Consider the following 18,124-nt stretch of genomic DNA (forward strand, 5'->3'; position numbering starts at 1 on the left):
CCGGCGCACCGTCACCCGGACCTGGATGTACCTGCGTGCGCGGCTTGCGAACGCAGATAGGTCACCAGTTCTTCCACCGGCAGCGGCCGACTGATCAGATAGCCTTGCACCTGATTGCAGCCAAAACTGCGCAGCAACTCCAGTTGCCCGGCGGTTTCCACACCCTCGGCGACCACCTCCAGGTTCAGGTTGTGCGCCAGATTGATCATGGCGTTGACCAGCTTGCGGTTCTCTTCGCGTAACTCCATCTGCCCGACAAAGCCCATGTCGATCTTGAGTAGCGCGATGGGCAGGCTGTTGAGGTGCATGAACGACGAATAGCCGGTGCCGAAATCATCCAGCGAAAAGCGCACGCCCAGTTGCCGCAATGCATCCATGGTCTGCCTGACCTGATCGCTGCGCCGCATGACGGCGGTTTCGGTGAGTTCGAACTCCAGCCAGCGTGGGTCGACATTGTGTTCCGCGATCAGGCGATTCAAGGTCGGCAGCAACTGGCTGTCCTGAAACTGCCGGAACGACAGGTTGATCGCCATGTGCAGCGGGGCAAAGCCTTGTTCGCGCAGGGCCTGCATGTCACGCAATGCGCGGAAGATGACCCAGTAGCCGAGCGGCACGATCAGGCCGCTTTGCTCGGCCAGTGGCACGAACTCGCTGGGTGGCAGCAGCCCGCGCTCCTGATGGCGCCAGCGCACCAGCGCTTCCAGGCCGACGATACGCCCGCTGTCCAGGCACAGACGCGGCTGGTAATGCAGTTCCAGCTCATCGCGGCGCAAGGCGCGTCGCAGTTCACCTTCCAGGTCGGTGAGGCTGCGGGCGTTGCGGTTGATGCGCTCGTCGAACAGGTGATAGGTGCAGCCCTGCATGCTCTTGGCCTGACGCATGGCGATATGCGCATGCCACATCAGCGGGTCGGCTTCGGGCTGGGCCTGGGAGTGAGCGATGCCCAGGCTGCAACCCAGCAGCAGGCTTTCGCCATCGACCCAATAGGGTTCGGCCAGCACGTCGGTGATACGTTCGGCCATTTGCAGGGCACGTTCGGGGGCTGTTCGGGTGTCGATCAACAGGGCGAATTCGTCGCCCCCCAGGCGGGCGATCTGATCGCCGGCATCGAGCTGGTTTTTCAAGCGCGCCACGACTTGCAGGATCAATCGGTCGCCGGCCTGATGACCCAGTGAATCGTTGGCGCGGCGAAAGTTGTCCAGGTCCAGATGCCCCAGCGCCACGCCGCCGCCTTCGCTCAGGCGAGCCGAGAGCAGCGCCTGAAAACCCTGGCGGTTGGCGATGCCGGTCAACGGGTCCTGGCCGACCAGGCGTCGCAGGCTGTCTTCCAGGCGACTGCGCTCGTGGACATAGCGCAGGCAGCGCCGAAGCGTGTCACCGGTCAAGGCATCGCGCACCAGCCAGTCACTGACGCCGGTCGGTCCGACCAGTGGTTCGGTCTCGAGCAGCACTACGGTAGGCAACAGGCAGGCCCCGGTCCTGGGCTGCAGATCAGGCGTGGTCAGCAGCACGGTATTGCGCTCGTTAGCGTAACGGGCACTGAAAACGTCCCAGTTCGCGCCATGCAGAAGTATCACGTTGCCTCCCGGCGCAGTGAGGCAGCCGCTAAGCAGCGACTGCCAGAAAGGCTCGTGCGCCAATAACAGCAATCGCAAGGGTTCGACAGGTGTAGGCAATCTAACTTCCTAAGTGCAAAGGAAAAACCGGTGGCCGCTCTCTCGCAGGAGCGCGACAAATACACGTATCGCGCGTCGCGGCGCAAATGTAACAAAAACAGAAGAATTAGATAGCAGTCACTGTCTGACGACGATGAGCACTGCACAAAACCGTGGGCCTGTTAAAATGCCCGACCTTTTTTGCAGACGACTCTTCATACCGCCATGTCCCGACTCAATCCCCGGCAGCAGGAAGCCGTGAACTACGTCGGCGGCCCTCTTTTGGTGCTCGCCGGTGCCGGTTCCGGCAAGACCAGCGTGATCACCCGCAAAATCGCGCACCTGATCCAGAACTGCGGCATTCGCGCCCAGTACATCGTCGCCATGACCTTCACCAACAAGGCCGCGCGCGAGATGAAAGAGCGGGTCGGCACGCTGCTCAGGGGCAGCGAAGGACGCGGCCTGACGGTCTCGACCTTCCACAACCTGGGCCTGAACATCATCCGCAAAGAGCACACGCGGCTGGGCTACAAACCGGGCTTCTCGATCTTTGACGAAACCGACGTCAAGGCGCTGATGACCGACATCATGCAGAAAGAGTATTCCGGCGACGACGGTGTCGACGAAATCAAGAACATGATCGGCTCGTGGAAAAACGACCTGATCCTGCCCGCCGAGGCGCTGGAAAACGCCCGCAATCCCAAGGAACAGACCGCCGCCATCGTTTACACCCACTATCAGCGCACGCTCAAGGCGTACAACGCGGTGGACTTCGACGATCTGATTCTGCTGCCGGTCAAGCTGTTCCAGGAACACGCCGACATCCTGGAAAAGTGGCAGAACAAGGTGCGTTACCTGCTGGTCGACGAATATCAGGACACCAACGCCAGCCAGTACCTGCTGGTGAAGCTGCTGATCGGTACGCGCCATCAGTTCACCGTGGTGGGCGACGACGACCAGTCGATCTACGCCTGGCGTGGCGCGCGGCCGGAAAACCTGATGCTGCTCAAGGACGACTACCCGTCGTTGAAAGTGGTGATGCTGGAGCAGAACTACCGTTCGACGAGCCGCATTCTGCGTTGCGCCAACGTGCTGATCTCCAACAACCCGCACGCCTTCGAAAAACAACTGTGGTCCGAGATGGGCCACGGCGACGAGATCCGCGTGATCCGCTGCCGCAACGAAGACGCCGAGGCCGAGCGGGTGGCCATGGAAATCCTCACCCTGCACCTGCGCACCGACCGCCCGTACAGCGATTTCGCCATTCTGTATCGCGGCAACTATCAGGCCAAACTGATCGAGCTGAAATTGCAGCACCATCAGGTGCCGTATCGACTGTCGGGCGGCAACAGTTTCTTCGGCCGCCAGGAAGTGAAGGACCTGATGGCTTATTTCCGTCTGCTGGTGAACCCGGACGACGACAACGCCTTCCTGCGGGTGATCAACGTTCCGCGTCGCGAGATCGGCTCGACCACGCTGGAAAAGCTCGGTAATTACGCCACCGAGCGCAAGGTGTCGATGTACGCCGCCACCGACGAGATCGGCCTGGGCGAGCATCTGGACAGCCGATTCACCGACCGTTTGCAGCGCTTCAAGCGCTGGATGGACGGCGTGCGTCAGCAGTGCGCGCAGAACGATCCCATCGCCGCGCTGCGCAGCATGGTCATGGACATCGACTACGAGAACTGGCTGCGGCAGAACAGCTCCAGCGAAAAGGCTGCCGATTACCGGATGAGCAACGTCTGGTTCCTGATCGAGGCGTTGAAAAACACGCTGGAAAAGGACGAAGAAGGTGGTATGACCATCGAGGAAGCCATCGGCAAGCTGGTCCTGCGCGACATGCTCGAACGTCAGCAGGAAGAGGAAGACGGTGCCGAAGGCGTGCAGATGATGACCTTGCACGCCTCCAAGGGCCTGGAATTTCCGTACGTGTTCATCATGGGCATGGAAGAAGAAATCCTGCCGCACCGTTCCAGCATCGAAGCCGACACCATCGAAGAAGAGCGCCGCCTGGCCTACGTGGGCATCACCCGCGCGCGGCAGACCCTGGCCTTCACCTTCGCCGCCAAGCGCAAGCAGTACGGTGAAATCATCGACTGCGCGCCAAGCCGCTTTCTGGATGAGCTGCCCCCGGACGACCTGGCCTGGGAAGGCAATGACGACACCCCGACGGAAGTCAAAGCGGTGCGCGGCAACACCGCGCTTGCCGACATTCGCGCCATGCTGAAACGCTAGCCGACACCCTATTGATCATTTATTGCGCAATGGCGCAGCCAAGGAATTGAAGTGGAAGCACTGCACAAGAAAATTCGCGAAGAAGGCATCGTGTTGTCCGATCAGGTGCTGAAGGTCGATGCGTTTCTCAACCATCAGATCGATCCGGCCCTGATGAAGGAAATCGGCGACGAATTCGCCCGACTGTTCGCCGACGCTGGCGTGACCAAGATCGTGACCATCGAAGCGTCCGGCATCGCGCCGGCAGTCATGGCGGGTTTGAACATGGGCGTGCCGGTGATCTTCGCTCGCAAGCACCAGTCCCTGACCCTGACCGAAAACCTGCTGTCGGCGACCGTGTACTCGTTCACCAAGCAGGTGGAAAGCACCGTGGCCATCTCGCCGCGCCATCTGAGCAGCGACGACAAGGTGCTGATCATCGACGACTTCCTGGCCAACGGCAAAGCCTCGCAGGCGCTGATCTCGATCATCAAACAGGCTGGCGCCACGGTAGCCGGGCTGGGCATCGTGATCGAGAAATCCTTCCAGGGCGGCCGCGCTGAACTGGACGCCCAGGGCTATCGCGTCGAATCCCTGGCGCGGGTCGAATCCCTGGCCGGTGGGGTTGTGACGTTCAAGTAAGGCTCCCGAGGGCGGACGCGGAGCGTCCGGAAAGGCATACGACGCGGAGCGCCGCACGATAGTTGCGGTTATCGTTCCGCACGCTCCCGCGTGGGAATGCCGTTCGTGACGCTCTGCGTCATAGCGTGCGTGCTTCAGCGCCGAATGCCTAGGGCACGCAAACGTCGATACAAAGTGCGTTCGCTCAGTCCCAGTTCTCTGGCCAGTTCGCTGCGCGAGCCGTTGAACACTCGCAGCGCATGGGCGAGTTTTTCCAGGCTGTCGTCCTGCTGGCGGTACGTCACGCCACCCGCCTCGCCCTGCCCACGTACTTCGGCGGGCAGATCCTGCGCGCGAATGATGCCGTCATCGGTAAATAAACGGGCGCGTTCGAGTATGTTGCGCAGCTCGCGAATGTTGCCGGGGTAGCTGTACAAACTCAGCAGCTTCATGGCCTCGGCGTCGACACGCGGCGCGGCGCCAGGCGCGATGCGTTGCAGCAGGCTATCGATCAGCAGCGGCAGGTCTTCACTGCGTTCACGCAGGGCCGGCAGGCGAATCGGAAAGGCGCTGATGCGGTAAAACAAATCCTGGCGAAAGCTGCCGTCGGCGACCATCTCCCTGAGCGGTTTATGCGTGGCGACCACCAGCCGAAAATCCGAGTGCACCGTGCGCAGACTGCCCACCGGACGAAAACTGCCCGATTCAATCAGCCGCAACAGCTTGACCTGCATGGCCAGCGGCACTTCGCCGATCTCATCAAGGAATAACGTCCCGCCATGAGCGGCTTCGGCCAGACCGGTCTTGCGCTGCAATGCGCCAGTGAATGCGCCCTTCTCATAGCCGAACAGCTCGCTTTCCAGCAGGGTTTCGGTAAGCCCGGTGCAATCGACCACCACCAGCGGCCCGGCGGACCTGGCGCTGCTGGCGTGCAGTGCGCGCGCGAACAATTCCTTGCCGGTACCCGACTCGCCCTGCAGCAACACCGGAATCTGCGCGGGCGCAGCGCGTTGCAGAGCGCTCAGCACTTCTTTGAACGCCGCCGAGCGCCCTACCAGCCCATGTTGCTGCGGCTGGACGGAGGCTACCGCCACCGAGCTCAGTCGCTCGACATAAGCGATCACCTCACCCTGATCGTCGAGAATCGGCCGCAGCTCGACATCCACATGCTCGGGGCCGCGCGGCGTGTGATGAATGTGCAGCAGACGCTCCGGGAGCCGCGTTTCATGGGCCTTGCGCATCGGGCAATGCTCACCGGCCTGGTCACACGGCACCGCAAACTGATGCGACACCCGATAACACTTCTCGCCCACATGCGGCGTGCCTTCGACGCCGAACTGACGCTGGTAGGCAGTGTTGGCGGCAATGATGTTGTAGTCGGTGTCGAGCACGATGGTCGGTCGCAGATCATGTTCGAGGTATGACACCAGCGACTGCATGCGACTGCCGGGAAAATCGGTGGCGATGAGGTTCATGGGTGCTCCTGAAGATTGGACGCAGCTTAACCCATCCGCCTGCCAGCTTGTGCCACGGACTGCCAAATGACTGCCAGAATGTGGCAGTCAGCGACCTGCGGCAGGCCATCGAGGTGTTTTGCAAAACCGCAAAACGCCTTGTATTTATTAGCCTGAAGGGGCTTTGCAGTGATTGGCATGGTTATTGAGACATCATGGCAACGACTGCCAACCGTCCGGCCTGGCCAAACGGGCCTTGAGGCGATTTACAGCCATGGGAATTGCACATGATCATCGGTGAAAAACTTCATGTCGAAGCGCTCTTCGACACGCATACCTGGACCATCAGCTATCTGGTGATGGACCTGCACAGCAAGCAATGTGCGCTGATCGACAGCGTGCTCGATTACGACCCTAAGTCCGGCCGCACCAGGACCGAGTCCGCCGACCGGATGATCGAACGGGCGCAGTCGCTGGGCGCCTCGGTGCAGTGGATTTTCGAAACCCACGTGCACGCCGATCACCTCTCGGCAGCGCCGTATCTGAAACAGAGATTGGGTGGGCAAATTGTCATCGGCAGCCATATCACTGCCGTGCAGGAAACCTTCGGCACGCTGTTCAACGCGCCGTCTGACTTTGCCCGCAATGGCAGCCAGTTCGATGTGCTGCTGGAGGACAACGCGTCGTTCGCCCTCGGCACGCTTGAGGTCAAGGCCATGCACACGCCCGGACACACGCCGGCGTGCATGAGTTACCTGGTGCAAGTCGGTGACGCCACGGTCGCGTTTGTCGGCGATACGCTGTTCATGCCCGATTACGGCACCGCTCGTTGCGACTTCCCGGGTGCCGATGCGCGCACGCTGTATCGCTCGATCAAGAAGCTGCTGGCGCTGCCGCCGGAGACCCTGCTGTTCATGTGCCACGACTACCTGCCCAATGGCCGGGAGCTGAAGTACATGACCACGGTTGCCGAACAGCGCGCCAGCAACATCCATGTGCACGACGGGGTGGATGAGGACGCGTTCGTCGGCATGCGCGAAGCCCGTGACGCAACGCTGGACATGCCGGTGCTGATGCTGCCTGCGGTGCAGGTCAACATGCGCTGCGGACACTTTCCCGAGCCGGAAGACAACGGCGTCGTCTACCTGAAGATCCCGCTCAATGCCCTTTGACCGCTGCCCGCTCTGGAAAACCCTGTGATGAATGCTTCGACAACAACCTGTCAGATCCTGATCGTCGGTGGCGGTGCTGCCGGTATCTCTACCGCCGCAAGCCTGCTGGCCCGCGACGCTACCCTGCAGATCACCCTGGTCGACCCCGCCGATACCCATTATTACCAGCCCGGCTGGACCATGGTCGGTGCGGGGATCTTCACGCCGCAGTCGACGGCACGCAGCATGGCCTCGCTGATACCCACAGGCGTGCAGTGGATCAAGGCTGCGGTCGCGACCTTCGAGCCGCAGCACAATACGCTGACGCTGGCCGACGGCCGCGTGCTCGGTTATCAGCAACTGGTGGTCTGCCCCGGCCTGAAGCTGGACTGGTCGGCTATCGACGGGCTGGTGGAAACGCTCGGGGCCAATGGCGTGACTTCCAACTATCGCTATGACCTGGCGCCCTACACCTGGAAGCTGGTACAGAACCTGAAACAGGGCCGCGCGCTGTTTACCCAGCCGCCCATGCCGATCAAATGCGCCGGTGCGCCGCAGAAGGCCATGTACCTGTCCTGCGATCACTGGTTGAAAAGCGGCCGTCTCGCGCAGATCAATACGCAGTTCTACAACGCCGGTGGCGTGCTGTTCGGTGTCGCCGACTATGTCCCGGCGCTGATGAAGTACGTCGAGCGCTACGCCATCGACCTCAAGTTCAGCCATCGGCTGGTCGCCGTCGACGGGCCTGGCAAGCGCGCGACCTTCATTCGCACGCAGGCCGATGGCAGCAGCGAGACCGTCGAGCAAAGCTTCGAAATGTTGCACGTAGTGCCGCCGCAGATTGCCCCTGACTTCATCCGCAGCAGCCCGCTGGCCGATGCCGCAGGCTGGGTGGATGTCGACCCGGCCACGCTGAAGCACCGGCAGTTCGCCAATGTTCATGGTCTGGGCGACGTCACCAACACCAGCAATGCCAAGACCGCCGCAGCGGCACGCAAGCAGGCGCCGGTGGTGGCCAACAACGTATTGGTCGCGCTGGGTCGTCGGGATGGGTCAGCGGTGTATGACGGTTACGGCTCGTGCCCGTTGACGGTCGAGAAAGGCCGCATCGTGCTGGCCGAATTTACCTATGGCGGCAAGGTTGCGCCGAGCTTTCCGCGCTGGCTGCTGGAGGGTCGCCAGCCGACCCGACTGGCCTGGTGGTTGAAAGCGCGAGTGCTGCCCGCGCTTTATTGGCATGGCATGCTCAAGGGCCGTGAATGGCTGGCCAAACCGCAAAAGGCTGACACCCGGCATGGATGAGCATCAGTTGCTGGGCGTTGGTCTGGGGACCGTCATCGGTATGGTACTTGCGCTGACCGGCGCGGGCGGCGGCATCCTCGCCGTGCCGCTGCTGGTCTTCGGTCTCGGCCTGTCGATTGTCGAAGCCGCACCTGTCGGTCTGTTGGCCGTAGGGCTGGCGGCGGGGATCGGTGCGGTACTGGGGCTGCGTCAGGGCATCGTCCGCTATCGCGCGGCCGGGTACATCGCCTCCATTGGTGTGCTGATGGCGCCTCTGGGCCTATGGCTCGCTCATCGACTGCCCAATACGCCGCTGGCTTTGGTCTTTTCGGTCGTGCTGCTGTACGCCTGTGGACGCATGTTCATCAGGGCCACCCGCGAATTGCGCCACGGCAAGCCGGCGCCGCGTGCGGAAATACTGCCCTGCGTGCTCAACCCGCTGCAGGGCCGCCTGCGCTGGACCATGCCCTGTCTGCGCGCACTGACGCTGACCGGCGTGGGCTCCGGGTTGCTGTCCGGGTTGTTGGGGGTGGGCGGCGGGTTCGTGATCATTCCGGCGCTGACCCGCTACAGCGACCTGGACATGAAGAGTGTCGTGGCGACGTCACTGGCCGTGATCGCCCTGGTTTCGATGGGCAGCGTCATTACCGCGTCACTGAGCGGGGTGATGCACTGGGCGGTCGGTGCGCCGTTCGCGCTGGGTGCAGTCATCGGCCTGGTCATCGGCAGGCAAGTCGCCCGCTACCTCGCCGGCCCACGCCTGCAACAACTGTTCGCCGTATGCGGCATCGTCGCGGCGTTCATGCTGGCGTTGTCCGTGCGATAACAGCCCGAGGACGCAGAGCACGCGGAGCATGGGAACGATAAGGCTTCTGCCCGGAGGGCGTAGGAGCGAACTTGTTCGCGAAGGGGTCGGTAGCATCGCCGAAAATGCATCGACTGAAACACCGTCTTCGCGAGCAATGCGGATCGCCGCCCCGGTCGCTCCCACAAGAGTTGTGTATAACGATAAGCACCTGCGCAGGCTTTAAAGCTTCTGCCAGACCTTCGGTTTGAAGAACAGCGTCTCGCCCTTGGCCAGGCCCACCAGGCTGTCGTGGTCTTTCACCACTTCGGCCTCGATCAGCTCGTCCTGCCCTTCCACTTTCAAGGTGACCCGCGTCGTCGCGCCCAGTGGGCGGATGTCGCGGACTTCGGCGGCGTGGTGGTCTTCGATTTCCTGGCGGGACAGCGACACCTCATGCGGACGGAACAGCAGGTGACCTTCCTCGCCCAGGCTCAGGCGATTGGAGTCGCCGAGGAAGTGGTAGACGAAGTCGTTGGACGGGTTCTCGTAGACCTCGCCCGGCGAGCCGATCTGTTCGATCACGCCCTTGTTCATCACCACGATGCGATCGGCCACTTCCATGGCCTCTTCCTGATCGTGAGTCACGAACACCGAGGTCAGGTTGATGTCTTCGTGCAGGCGCGCCAGCCAGCGACGCAGCTCTTTGCGGACCTTGGCGTCCAGCGCGCCGAACGGCTCGTCCAGCAGCAGCACTTTTGGCTCGACCGCCAGGGCGCGGGCCAGGGCAATGCGCTGGCGCTGTCCACCCGACAGCTGCTCCGGATAACGGTCGGCCAGCCAGTCCAGCTGCACCATGTTCAGCAGCTCATGGACCTTCTCGGCGATGCGCGTTTCGTTCGGGCGCTCGCGCTTGGGCTTCATGCGCAGGCCGAACGCGACGTTGTCGAACACCGTCATGTGGCGGAACAGCGCGTAATGCTGGAACACGAACCCGACATTGCGATCACGCACGTCGTGGCCGGACACATCTTCGCCATGAAACACGATGCTGCCGTCATCCGGGGTTTCCAGACCTGCAATGATGCGCAGCAGGGTGGTCTTGCCGCAGCCTGACGGGCCGAGCAAAGCCACCAGCTCGCCACTCTGGATGTCCAGACTGATGTTGTTCAGAGCCTTGAAGGCGTTGAAGTTCTTGCTGACGTTACGGACTTCGATCGACATGATTATTCCTCCGCCGCGTTATGGCGCAGACGGTTAATGCGGGATTCGCTCCACTGCTTGAGCAGCAGGATGAACAGCGCCAGGATCAGCAACAGGCTCGCCACGGCAAAGGCGGCAACGTGGTTGTACTCGTTGTAGAGAATTTCGACGTGCAGCGGCAGGGTGTTGGTGACGCCGCGAATGTGCCCGGAAACCACCGACACCGCGCCAAACTCACCCATCGCTCGCGCCGTACACAGCACCACGCCGTAGATCAGGCCCCATTTGATGTTCGGCACCGTGACGTGCCAGAACATCTGCCAGCCGTTGGCGCCCAGCAGCCGTGCGGCCTCTTCTTCCTGAGTGCCCTGCTCCTGCATCAGCGGGATCAGCTCCCGCGCAACGAACGGCACAGTGACGAAGATGGTCGCCAGCACGATGCCCGGCAGGGCAAAGACGATCTGGATGTCGTGATCCTGCAACCACGGCCCGAACAGCCCCTGCGCACCGAACATCAGCACGTAGACCAGACCGGCGATGACCGGCGATACCGAGAACGGCAGGTCGATCAGCGTGACCAGAATGCTCTTGCCGCGGAACGAGTATTTGCTCACGCACCATGCGGCGCTGACGCCGAACACCAGATTGAGCGGTACCGAGATCAGCACCGCTATGACCGTCAGCTTCAGCGCCGACAGCGCGTCCGGCTCGAGGATCGCGGTAAAGAACGCGCCCAGACCGTTTTTCAGGCCTTGGGATACCACGATGAACAGCGGCAGGCCCAGAAACAGGACGAACACCAGCCAGCACAGGCCGATCAGGATACGTCGCGACACCGCGCTGCCACGACGGGCAGCGTTGGCAGAGGCGGCGGCTGAAACAGATGAATAAGACATGTTCTGCGCCTCCTCAGGATGGGGTTTCAATGCGCCGCTGCAGCAGGTTGATCAGCAGCAGCAGAATGAAGGACACCACCAGCATCATCACGCCGATAGCGGTTGCGCCGGTGTAGTCGTACTGGTCGAGCTTGACCATGATCAGCAGCGGCAGGATCTCGGTTTTCATCGGCATGTTGCCGGCGATGAAAATCACCGAACCGTACTCGCCCACGCCACGGGCAAACGCCAGGGCGAAGCCGGTCAGCCAGGCAGGCAGCAACGCCGGCACGAGGATATGGCGAAACACCTGCAGGGGACGTGCGCCCAGGCAGGCAGCGGCCTCTTCGACTTCGCGGGGGATGTCGGCCAGCACAGGCTGCACGGTGCGCACCACGAACGGCAGGGTGACGAAGGTCAGCGCCAGGGTGATGCCCAGCGGGGTATAGGCGATCTTGAAGCCCAGATCAGCTGCGAACTGGCCGACCCAGCCGTTGGGCGCGTACAGCGCGGTCAGGGCGATACCGGCCACGGCGGTCGGCAGGGCGAACGGCAGATCTATCATCGCATCGATGACCTTGCGGCCGGGGAAGGTGTAGCGCACCAGCACCCAGGCCAGCAGTGTGCCGATCACCCCGTTGATGAGGGCTGCGTAAAAGGCGGTGCCGAAACTCAGCTTGAGTGCCGCGATCACGCGTGGTGCCGTGATGATGGTCCAGAACTGATCCCAGGTGAGCTGCGCAGCATGTACGAACATGGCGGCCAGCGGTATTAGCACAATCAGACTGAGGTACACCAAGGTGTAGCCCAGCGTCAGCCCGAAGCCGGGTATGACGGGGGAGATACGACGCGACATAAAAGTCCCTGGTTTCACTTGCACGAAGCCCGGAGGTTAATCCGGGCTGTTTGGCCAAACTTGCGATGCCGCTCGTGCGGCATCCTCATTCGGCTTATTGCGCCTGATAAATCTGGTCGAACACGCCGCCGTCATTGAAAAACTTCGGCTGCGCAGTTTTCCAGCCACCAAAGTCTTTGTCGATAGTCACCAGATCCAGTTTCGGGAATTGCTTCTCGTACTTGGCGGCCACTTCGGCATCACGTGGACGATAGAAGTTTTTCGCGGCAATTTCCTGACCTTCCTTGCTGTACAGGTGCTTGAGGTATTCAGTCGCGATTTCGGTATTACCTTTCCGCTCGGCGTTCTTGTCGACCACGGCAACCGGAGGCTCGGCAAGGATCGACAGCGACGGTACGACGATGTCGAACTTGTCCTTGCCGCCGTCTTCTTTCAACGCCAGGAACGCTTCGTTTTCCCATGCCAGCAGCACATCACCCTGACCGTTGTTGACGAAGGTGATGGTCGAACCGCGTGCGCCGGTATCCAGAATCGGCACGTGCTTGAACAGCGTCTGCACGTATTCCTTGGCCTTGGCTTCGTCACCGCCGCCCGCCTTCAGGCCGTAGGCCCAGGCGGCCAGGAAGTTCCAGCGCGCACCGCCGGAGGTTTTCGGGTTGGGCGTGATCACCGAGACGCCTTCCTTGGTCAGGTCGCCCCAGTCCTTGATGCCTTTAGGGTTGCCCTTGCGCACCAGGAACACGATGGTCGAGGTGTACGGCGTGCTCGCGTCCGGCAGGCGGGTCTGCCAGTTTTCGGGCAGGGTCTTGCCGAGCTTGGCGATTTCGTCGATGTCACCGGCCAGTGCCAGGGTCACCACGTCGGCGCGCAGGCCGTCGATCACGCCACGCGCCTGCTTGCCCGAGCCGCCGTGGGATTGCTTGATCTTGACCTTGTCGTCCGGATGGGATTTTTTCCAGAAATTGACGAATTCTGCGTTGTAGTCCTGATACAGCTCGCGGGTCGGATCGTAGGACACGTTGAGCAGTTCGTAATCCTTGGCGACAGCCGAACCTGCGAAAACAGCACTGGCGAGAGCAGCCAGCGCAAAACGGCGAATGGACATAGATTGAAGCTCCTGGAAATACGGTGTGTCGGCTTTTTTGATTTCTTCTTGGCGCGTCAGAGCGGCATTCGCACGGGCGCGCTGCTTTTTTTCAGGGGGGTATCAGGAGTCAGGATGAAACCCTCCGGTTGACCAGTCGGGTGCTTGCCGCTTCAGCTCTGCTTGGCAGGGTTCTGCAAACGAAACTTTTCCTTGCGCTCGATCTGCACCACCTGTGCGTTGTGCACGGTGATTTCGACGGCACCAAAACGCAGGTCACGCAACGCACTCTGAATTTCACGCAGAATGGCTGCTTCGTCCTGACCGTCAACACTACGTAGAGATGCGCTCATTGTCTTATTCCTTGAGAAGTGAGAGGCCTGCCTTCGCGACTGGGGGCGATGGCGTATGGCGGTGAGGCAATAATAGTGAGGTGCGGATATTCTTAAAAAGACTATTTAAGAATGCAGATATAACCAAAAGAACTTTAGAGAGGTGTGACTCTGCCAGGGTGCATTGCACACCCTGGCAGGCGTTATCAGTGAGAGGCTGAACTAGTTGAACGCGGGGGCGTGCGTCCAATCGATAGACTGCGCCGCCATGGGCCGGGCAAACCAGTAGCCCTGGCCCAACTCGCAACCGTTGCTTAACAAAAATGAAGCCTGATTGGCGTGTTCGATCCCCTCGGCCAGTACACGCATGCCCAGGCTCGACGCCAGCGCGATGACCGCCCGTACAATCGCGATGTCATCTACATCGCCCGGCAGCCCGGCCACGAAACCCTGGTCGATCTTGAGCTTCTGCACCGGCATGCTCTTGAGCCGCAGCAGCGATGAGTAGCCTGTGCCGAAATCATCGATGGCCAGGCTCAGGCCCAGTTCACGCAGGCGATGCAATTGCTCGATGGCCTGTTCAGGGTCTTCCATGACGGCACTTTCAGTGACTTCCAGCTCAAGAAATGCCGGATCGAGGCCGGTCTCGTTCAAGACCTCAGCCACTCGCCGATCGACATCACCGCGACTGAACAGACGGCTGGAGACATTGACCGCGACGGACGCAATCGAGACGCCTTCTGCCAGCCAGGCCTGCATTTGCCGACAGGCAGTATTCAATACCCAGGCATCGATATCGGCGATAAGTCCGTTCTGCTCGGCAATAGGGATGAAGTCGCCAGGCGACACCATGCCACGGGTCGGGTGTTGCCAGCGCACCAGCGCTTCGACCGCGCAAATACGCCCGGTCACCAGGTCGTAAACCGGTTGGTAGAACACCCGCAATTGGTCCTGCTCAATCGCCTGACGCAACTCGCTGGCCAGTTGCACCCGTTGCTGGGCTTGGGCGGTCAGCTCTTCGGTGTACAGCGCAAACCCTTCGCGGCCATCGGTCTTGGCTTTGAACAGCGCCGAATCAGCGTTGCGCAACAGTTGTTCGGCAGTTAGCGCATCACCGGGAAAAAGGCTGATACCGATACTGGCACTGACGAACAACTGATGCCCGGCAATCGGGTATGGCGCTTTGAAGGCATTGATCACCTGTTGCGCGAGCGCCGCGGCATGCACCATGTGCGTACAGTTTTTGACCAGCAGCGCGAACTCGTCACCGCCCAGGCGTGCGACCGTCATACCGCTGTCAGCCAGCGCTTGAGGCGTTCGGCAGCCGCCTTGAGCACTTCGTCGCCGATGTTATGGCCAAGGCTGTCGTTGATGTTTCTGAAGTTGTCCAGGTCCACCACCAGCAGCGCACAGCCGCGCTTGCTGGAGCGCGCCGAGGTCAGCGCCTGGCTGATACGATCGGTCAGCAGCAGACGATTGGGCAACTCGGTCAGCGCATCGTAATGAGCCAGTTGCGCCAGTTCCTGCTCGGAGCGCTTGATGGCCGTGATATCGGAAAACACCGCGACAAAATGCCTGGCCTGCCCGTCTTCACCCTTGATGCTACGGATGGTTTGCCACTGCGGATAGATTTCGCCGCTTTTGCGTCGGTTCCAGATCTCGCCACTCCACTGCCCGGCACTCTGCAGTGAGTGATACATCTGCCGATAAAACTCGGGGCCATGACGACCGGACTTGAACTTGCTGGGGTTGAAACCCAGCACCTCGTCGGCCTGATAGCCGGTGATGTCCACAAACGCACGATTTACATGGACAATGCGCCCTTCGGCATCACTGACCAGTACGCCCTCACGCGTGCTGTCGAACACCACTGCCGCCAGCAGTAGTCGGTCATAGTCCTGTTGTTGGCGCTCAAACAGCGCTTCACCGCCGACGATGGCCTTCAATCTGTCACGTGCAATGAAGATCATGACGGTGCTGAGCAGCGCCCAGCCATAACCGATCATCTGTTGTCCGACGGCCAGTCGAGCCGGATCCTTGACGAAAAAAGACAGCAGGGCGCTGCCTGTCGCGAACCACAGAATCGACAGCAGCCCATACAGAACGGCGGTTCGCAGCGCGTTACGGGAATAATCGGACATAAAAAACCGAGCCTTACTAAAGGTCTGGATTATAAAGCAAGAAACATCCTGCGACGCTTATCTGCAAGGGTGGCTGGTTTTCTGAGCAATGTCAGTGATAATGCTGTTGCGACTTTTTTCTTCACAGGTATTTCTACGAGGGCCAAACAGCCTATGTGGTACAACGGTTTGCTCGACCTTTCCGTCTGGCAGGTAATAGCGGTCACGCTGGCGATGACCCATATAACTATTGTCGGCGTCACGGTCTATCTGCACCGCTATTCAGCCCACCGCTCACTTGAGCTCAATGCGGGTCTGAAACACTTCTTCCGCTTCTGGCTGTGGCTGACCACTGCCCAGAATACCCGCGAGTGGACAGCCATCCACCGCAAACACCACGCAAAATGCGAAACCGTCGATGACCCGCACAGCCCGGTCGTCAAGGGTCTGTCCACTGTGCTGCGCAAGGGTGCCGAACTGTACCGCGAGGAAGCGCAGAACCAGGACACCCTGCGTATCTACGGCAAGAACTGCCCGGAAGACTGGATCGAGCGCAATCTGTATTCGCGCTACAAGCTGCTGGGTATCGCTCTGATGGCGGTCATCGACGTGGCGCTGTTCGGCGCCCTCGGTATCACGGTCTGGGCCGTGCAGATGATGTGGATTCCCTTCTGGGCTGCCGGCGTGGTCAATGGTCTGGGTCATGCCGTTGGCTATCGCAACTTCGAATGCCGCGACGCAGCCACCAATCTGGTGCCGTGGGGCATCGTGATCGGCGGCGAAGAACTGCACAACAACCACCACACCTATCCCAACTCGGCCAAGCTGTCGGTCAAGCCATGGGAGTTCGACATGGGCTGGGCGTGGATCAAACTGTTCAGCTTCCTCGGTCTGGCCAAGGTCCAGCGGGTCGCGCCTATCGCCCATCGCGTCGAAGGCAAGGGCCATATGGACATGGACACCGCAATGGCGATCCTCAACAACCGTTTCCAGATCATGGCGCAGTACCGCAAGCTGGTCATCGCGCCGCTGGTTGCCCAGGAACTTGCCAAGGCCGACGAGTCGGTGCGTCATCAGTTCCGTCGCGCCAAGCGCCTGCTGTCGCGTGAAACCAGCCTGCTCGATGACAGGCATCACCTGCGTATTCAGACCATGCTGGAACACAGCCATGCGCTGAAGGTGATCTATGAAAAACGCCTGGCCCTGCAGCAGATCTGGGTCAAGACCAGCAGCAACGGTCACGACATGCTGTCGGCCATGAAAGAGTGGATTCACGAGGCCGAAGCCAGTGGTATTCACTCGTTGCGCGAGTTCGCCGACCAGCTGAAAACCTACTCGCTGCGCCCCGCCCACGCTTGAACCGTTGATCGGCGCGCTACCCCTTGGCGCGCCGGTCCCGGAACTTATCCCCTCCTCGTCTATCTCATCCACTTTCCCGCCAATCGGGACAGGGCGCCTCACTGGCCGTAAACGCTTGAGATGGTTCTTATGGAAAAGCAGCCCCCCACCTCCCTATCCGGCACTCCGATCACCGATATGCCCGCAGCCGCAGAAACCCTGTTAGCCCTGATGCACGCTCAGGCAGAAGTCGCACGCCTGAGCGAGCGTGAACAATTGTTCAGCTCGTTGCTGGTGAGCGTGAACGCTGTTCTGTGGGCGTTCGACTGGCAAACTCAGCAGATGATCTATGTCAGTCCGGCCTACGAGCGCATCTTCGGTCGTTCGGCGGGCCTGCTGCTGGCTGACTACAGCGAGTGGCGCGATAGCATCTACCCCGATGACCTGAATTACGCCGAGCGCAGCCTCAACGAGGTCATCGAGAAAGGCTCGATCGAAGACCGCGAGTACCGGATCATTCGTGCGGATGGCGAAGTGCGCTGGCTCAGCGACAAATGCTTCGTCAGCCAGCGCGCCGATGTCAGCCAGCGTCTGATCGTGGTGGGCATCGCCGAAGACATCACCGAGAAGAAGCACCTCGAGGATGAGCTGCAACGCCTGGCAACCACCGATGTGCTGACCCAGAGCAGCAACCGCCGGCACTTTTTCGAATGCGCCCAGCGCGAGTTCGAACTGGCTCGTCTCAACGGCACGCCGCTGGCGTTCCTGCTGCTGGACATCGATGACTTCAAGCTGGTGAACGACACCTACGGTCATCAGGAAGGCGATACCGTGCTGCAGCGCATCGCCGAAAGCGGTCGTTCGGCATTGAGGCGGGGTGACCTGTTCGGGCGTATCGGTGGCGAAGAGTTCGCCGCAGTATTCCCCGGCTGCGCGCCGGACATGGCCATGCAGATCGCCGAACGCCTGCAACGCGAGATCCAGCGCCAGAACTTCCAGTCAGGCGGCACCACCTTCAGCATCACTGCCAGCCAGGGCCTGACCAACCTGGGCGCTGACGACCCAAGCCTCGAAACTCTCTACGGCCGCGCCGACGCAGCGATGTATCAGGCCAAACGCCAGGGCAAGAACCAGATCGTACTGGTCTGAAATGCTT

Annotated in this window: 14 protein-coding genes and 1 pseudogene; 7 read left to right on the top strand and 8 right to left on the bottom strand. The window is 60.9% G+C overall.

Going from position 1 to position 18,124, the window contains the following annotated elements; genetic code table 11:
• Positions 1–11 precede the first annotated feature (11 nt).
• Positions 12–1,676 (bottom strand): putative bifunctional diguanylate cyclase/phosphodiesterase, encoded by a 1,665-nt coding sequence (locus tag V476_RS11015; protein ID WP_024958957.1) that lies wholly within the window; start codon positions 1,674–1,676, stop codon positions 12–14.
• Positions 1,677–1,880: 204 nt separating this feature from the next.
• Here V476_RS11015 and rep point away from each other — a divergent pair, with 204 nt between their 5' ends.
• Positions 1,881–3,890 carry a DNA helicase Rep gene (gene rep, locus V476_RS11020; protein ID WP_003318412.1) on the top strand — a complete coding sequence of 670 codons (2,010 nt, stop codon included), beginning with the start codon at positions 1,881–1,883 and terminating at the stop codon, positions 3,888–3,890.
• A gap of 51 nt (positions 3,891–3,941) precedes the next feature.
• Positions 3,942–4,511, top strand: a complete 570-nt coding sequence (locus tag V476_RS11025) for a xanthine phosphoribosyltransferase (protein ID WP_003318411.1) — start codon at positions 3,942–3,944, stop codon at positions 4,509–4,511.
• Positions 4,512–4,645: 134 nt separating this feature from the next.
• Here V476_RS11025 and V476_RS11030 read toward each other — a convergent pair whose 3' ends face one another.
• Positions 4,646–5,965, bottom strand: a complete 1,320-nt coding sequence (locus tag V476_RS11030) for a sigma-54 interaction domain-containing protein (protein WP_024958956.1) — start codon at positions 5,963–5,965, stop codon at positions 4,646–4,648.
• 266 nt (positions 5,966–6,231) lie between these two features.
• On the opposite strand from V476_RS11030, the gene V476_RS11035 reads away from it, so the two are divergent.
• The 3 genes from V476_RS11035 to V476_RS11045 are packed head-to-tail and all read left to right on the top strand — an operon-like array spanning position 6,232 to position 9,202.
• Complete coding sequence (locus V476_RS11035; RefSeq protein ID WP_024958955.1) at positions 6,232–7,116, top strand: MBL fold metallo-hydrolase; 885 nt, start codon at positions 6,232–6,234, stop codon at positions 7,114–7,116.
• A gap of 27 nt (positions 7,117–7,143) precedes the next feature.
• Positions 7,144–8,397, top strand: coding sequence for an NAD(P)/FAD-dependent oxidoreductase (locus V476_RS11040; RefSeq protein WP_024958954.1), 1,254 nt, complete (start codon positions 7,144–7,146; stop codon positions 8,395–8,397).
• Entirely contained in the window at positions 8,390–9,202 is an 813-nt protein-coding gene (locus V476_RS11045) for a sulfite exporter TauE/SafE family protein (RefSeq protein WP_024958953.1), read from the top strand. The genes V476_RS11040 and V476_RS11045 overlap by 8 nt, the downstream gene beginning before the upstream one ends.
• A gap of 201 nt (positions 9,203–9,403) precedes the next feature.
• Here V476_RS11045 and V476_RS11050 read toward each other — a convergent pair whose 3' ends face one another.
• The 6 genes and pseudogenes from V476_RS11050 to dibA form a co-directional block, all read right to left on the bottom strand.
• A complete protein-coding gene (locus V476_RS11050; RefSeq protein WP_003344757.1) occupies positions 9,404–10,384 on the bottom strand; it encodes a sulfate/molybdate ABC transporter ATP-binding protein in 981 nt (326 codons plus the stop codon).
• Between the two features lie 2 nt (positions 10,385–10,386).
• On the bottom strand, positions 10,387–11,259 hold the full coding sequence (cysW, locus tag V476_RS11055; protein ID WP_002551394.1) for a sulfate ABC transporter permease subunit CysW: 873 nt from the start codon (positions 11,257–11,259) through the stop codon (positions 10,387–10,389).
• A gap of 13 nt (positions 11,260–11,272) precedes the next feature.
• On the bottom strand, positions 11,273–12,094 hold the full coding sequence (gene cysT / locus V476_RS11060; protein ID WP_003401602.1) for a sulfate ABC transporter permease subunit CysT: 822 nt from the start codon (positions 12,092–12,094) through the stop codon (positions 11,273–11,275).
• 94 nt (positions 12,095–12,188) lie between these two features.
• Positions 12,189–13,199 (bottom strand): sulfate ABC transporter substrate-binding protein, encoded by a 1,011-nt coding sequence (locus V476_RS11065; protein WP_024958952.1) that lies wholly within the window; start codon positions 13,197–13,199, stop codon positions 12,189–12,191.
• Positions 13,200–13,351: 152 nt separating this feature from the next.
• Positions 13,352–13,531: a sulfur starvation response protein OscA gene (gene oscA, locus V476_RS11070; protein ID WP_003318679.1), complete on the bottom strand. Its 180-nt coding sequence runs from the start codon at positions 13,529–13,531 to the stop codon at positions 13,352–13,354.
• 201 nt (positions 13,532–13,732) lie between these two features.
• Positions 13,733–15,651, bottom strand: a pseudogene (gene dibA / locus V476_RS11075) (phosphodiesterase DibA).
• 153 nt (positions 15,652–15,804) lie between these two features.
• Between dibA and desA the strand changes: the two are divergent.
• Complete coding sequence (gene desA / locus V476_RS11080) at positions 15,805–16,989, top strand: delta-9 fatty acid desaturase DesA (protein WP_003318682.1); 1,185 nt, start codon at positions 15,805–15,807, stop codon at positions 16,987–16,989.
• A 129-nt stretch (positions 16,990–17,118) separates the two neighbouring features.
• Positions 17,119–18,117, top strand: coding sequence for a GGDEF domain-containing protein (locus V476_RS11085; RefSeq protein WP_003318683.1), 999 nt, complete (start codon positions 17,119–17,121; stop codon positions 18,115–18,117).
• Positions 18,118–18,124: the final 7 nt, after the last annotated feature.

The sequence above is a fragment of the Pseudomonas syringae KCTC 12500 genome, assembly GCF_000507185.2.
Classification (GTDB): domain Bacteria; phylum Pseudomonadota; class Gammaproteobacteria; order Pseudomonadales; family Pseudomonadaceae; genus Aquipseudomonas; species Aquipseudomonas syringae.

What these genes read in the sequence shown, in the direction of transcription:
- V476_RS11035 (WP_024958955.1), top strand. Translation starts at nt 6,232, where the DNA reads ATGATCATCGGTGAAAAACTTCATGTCGAAGCGCTCTTCGACACGCAT.
- V476_RS11040 (WP_024958954.1), top strand. Translation starts at nt 7,144, where the DNA reads ATGAATGCTTCGACAACAACCTGTCAGATCCTGATCGTCGGTGGCGGT.
- desA (WP_003318682.1), top strand. Translation starts at nt 15,805, where the DNA reads ATGTGGTACAACGGTTTGCTCGACCTTTCCGTCTGGCAGGTAATAGCG.
- V476_RS11085 (WP_003318683.1), top strand. Translation starts at nt 17,119, where the DNA reads ATGGAAAAGCAGCCCCCCACCTCCCTATCCGGCACTCCGATCACCGAT.
- cysW (WP_002551394.1), bottom strand. Translation starts at nt 11,259, where the DNA reads ATGTCTTATTCATCTGTTTCAGCCGCCGCCTCTGCCAACGCTGCCCGT.
- rep (WP_003318412.1), top strand. Translation starts at nt 1,881, where the DNA reads ATGTCCCGACTCAATCCCCGGCAGCAGGAAGCCGTGAACTACGTCGGC.
- V476_RS11045 (WP_024958953.1), top strand. Translation starts at nt 8,390, where the DNA reads ATGGATGAGCATCAGTTGCTGGGCGTTGGTCTGGGGACCGTCATCGGT.
- V476_RS11050 (WP_003344757.1), bottom strand. Translation starts at nt 10,384, where the DNA reads ATGTCGATCGAAGTCCGTAACGTCAGCAAGAACTTCAACGCCTTCAAG.
- V476_RS11065 (WP_024958952.1), bottom strand. Translation starts at nt 13,199, where the DNA reads ATGTCCATTCGCCGTTTTGCGCTGGCTGCTCTCGCCAGTGCTGTTTTC.
- oscA (WP_003318679.1), bottom strand. Translation starts at nt 13,531, where the DNA reads ATGAGCGCATCTCTACGTAGTGTTGACGGTCAGGACGAAGCAGCCATT.
- V476_RS11030 (WP_024958956.1), bottom strand. Translation starts at nt 5,965, where the DNA reads ATGAACCTCATCGCCACCGATTTTCCCGGCAGTCGCATGCAGTCGCTG.
- cysT (WP_003401602.1), bottom strand. Translation starts at nt 12,094, where the DNA reads ATGTCGCGTCGTATCTCCCCCGTCATACCCGGCTTCGGGCTGACGCTG.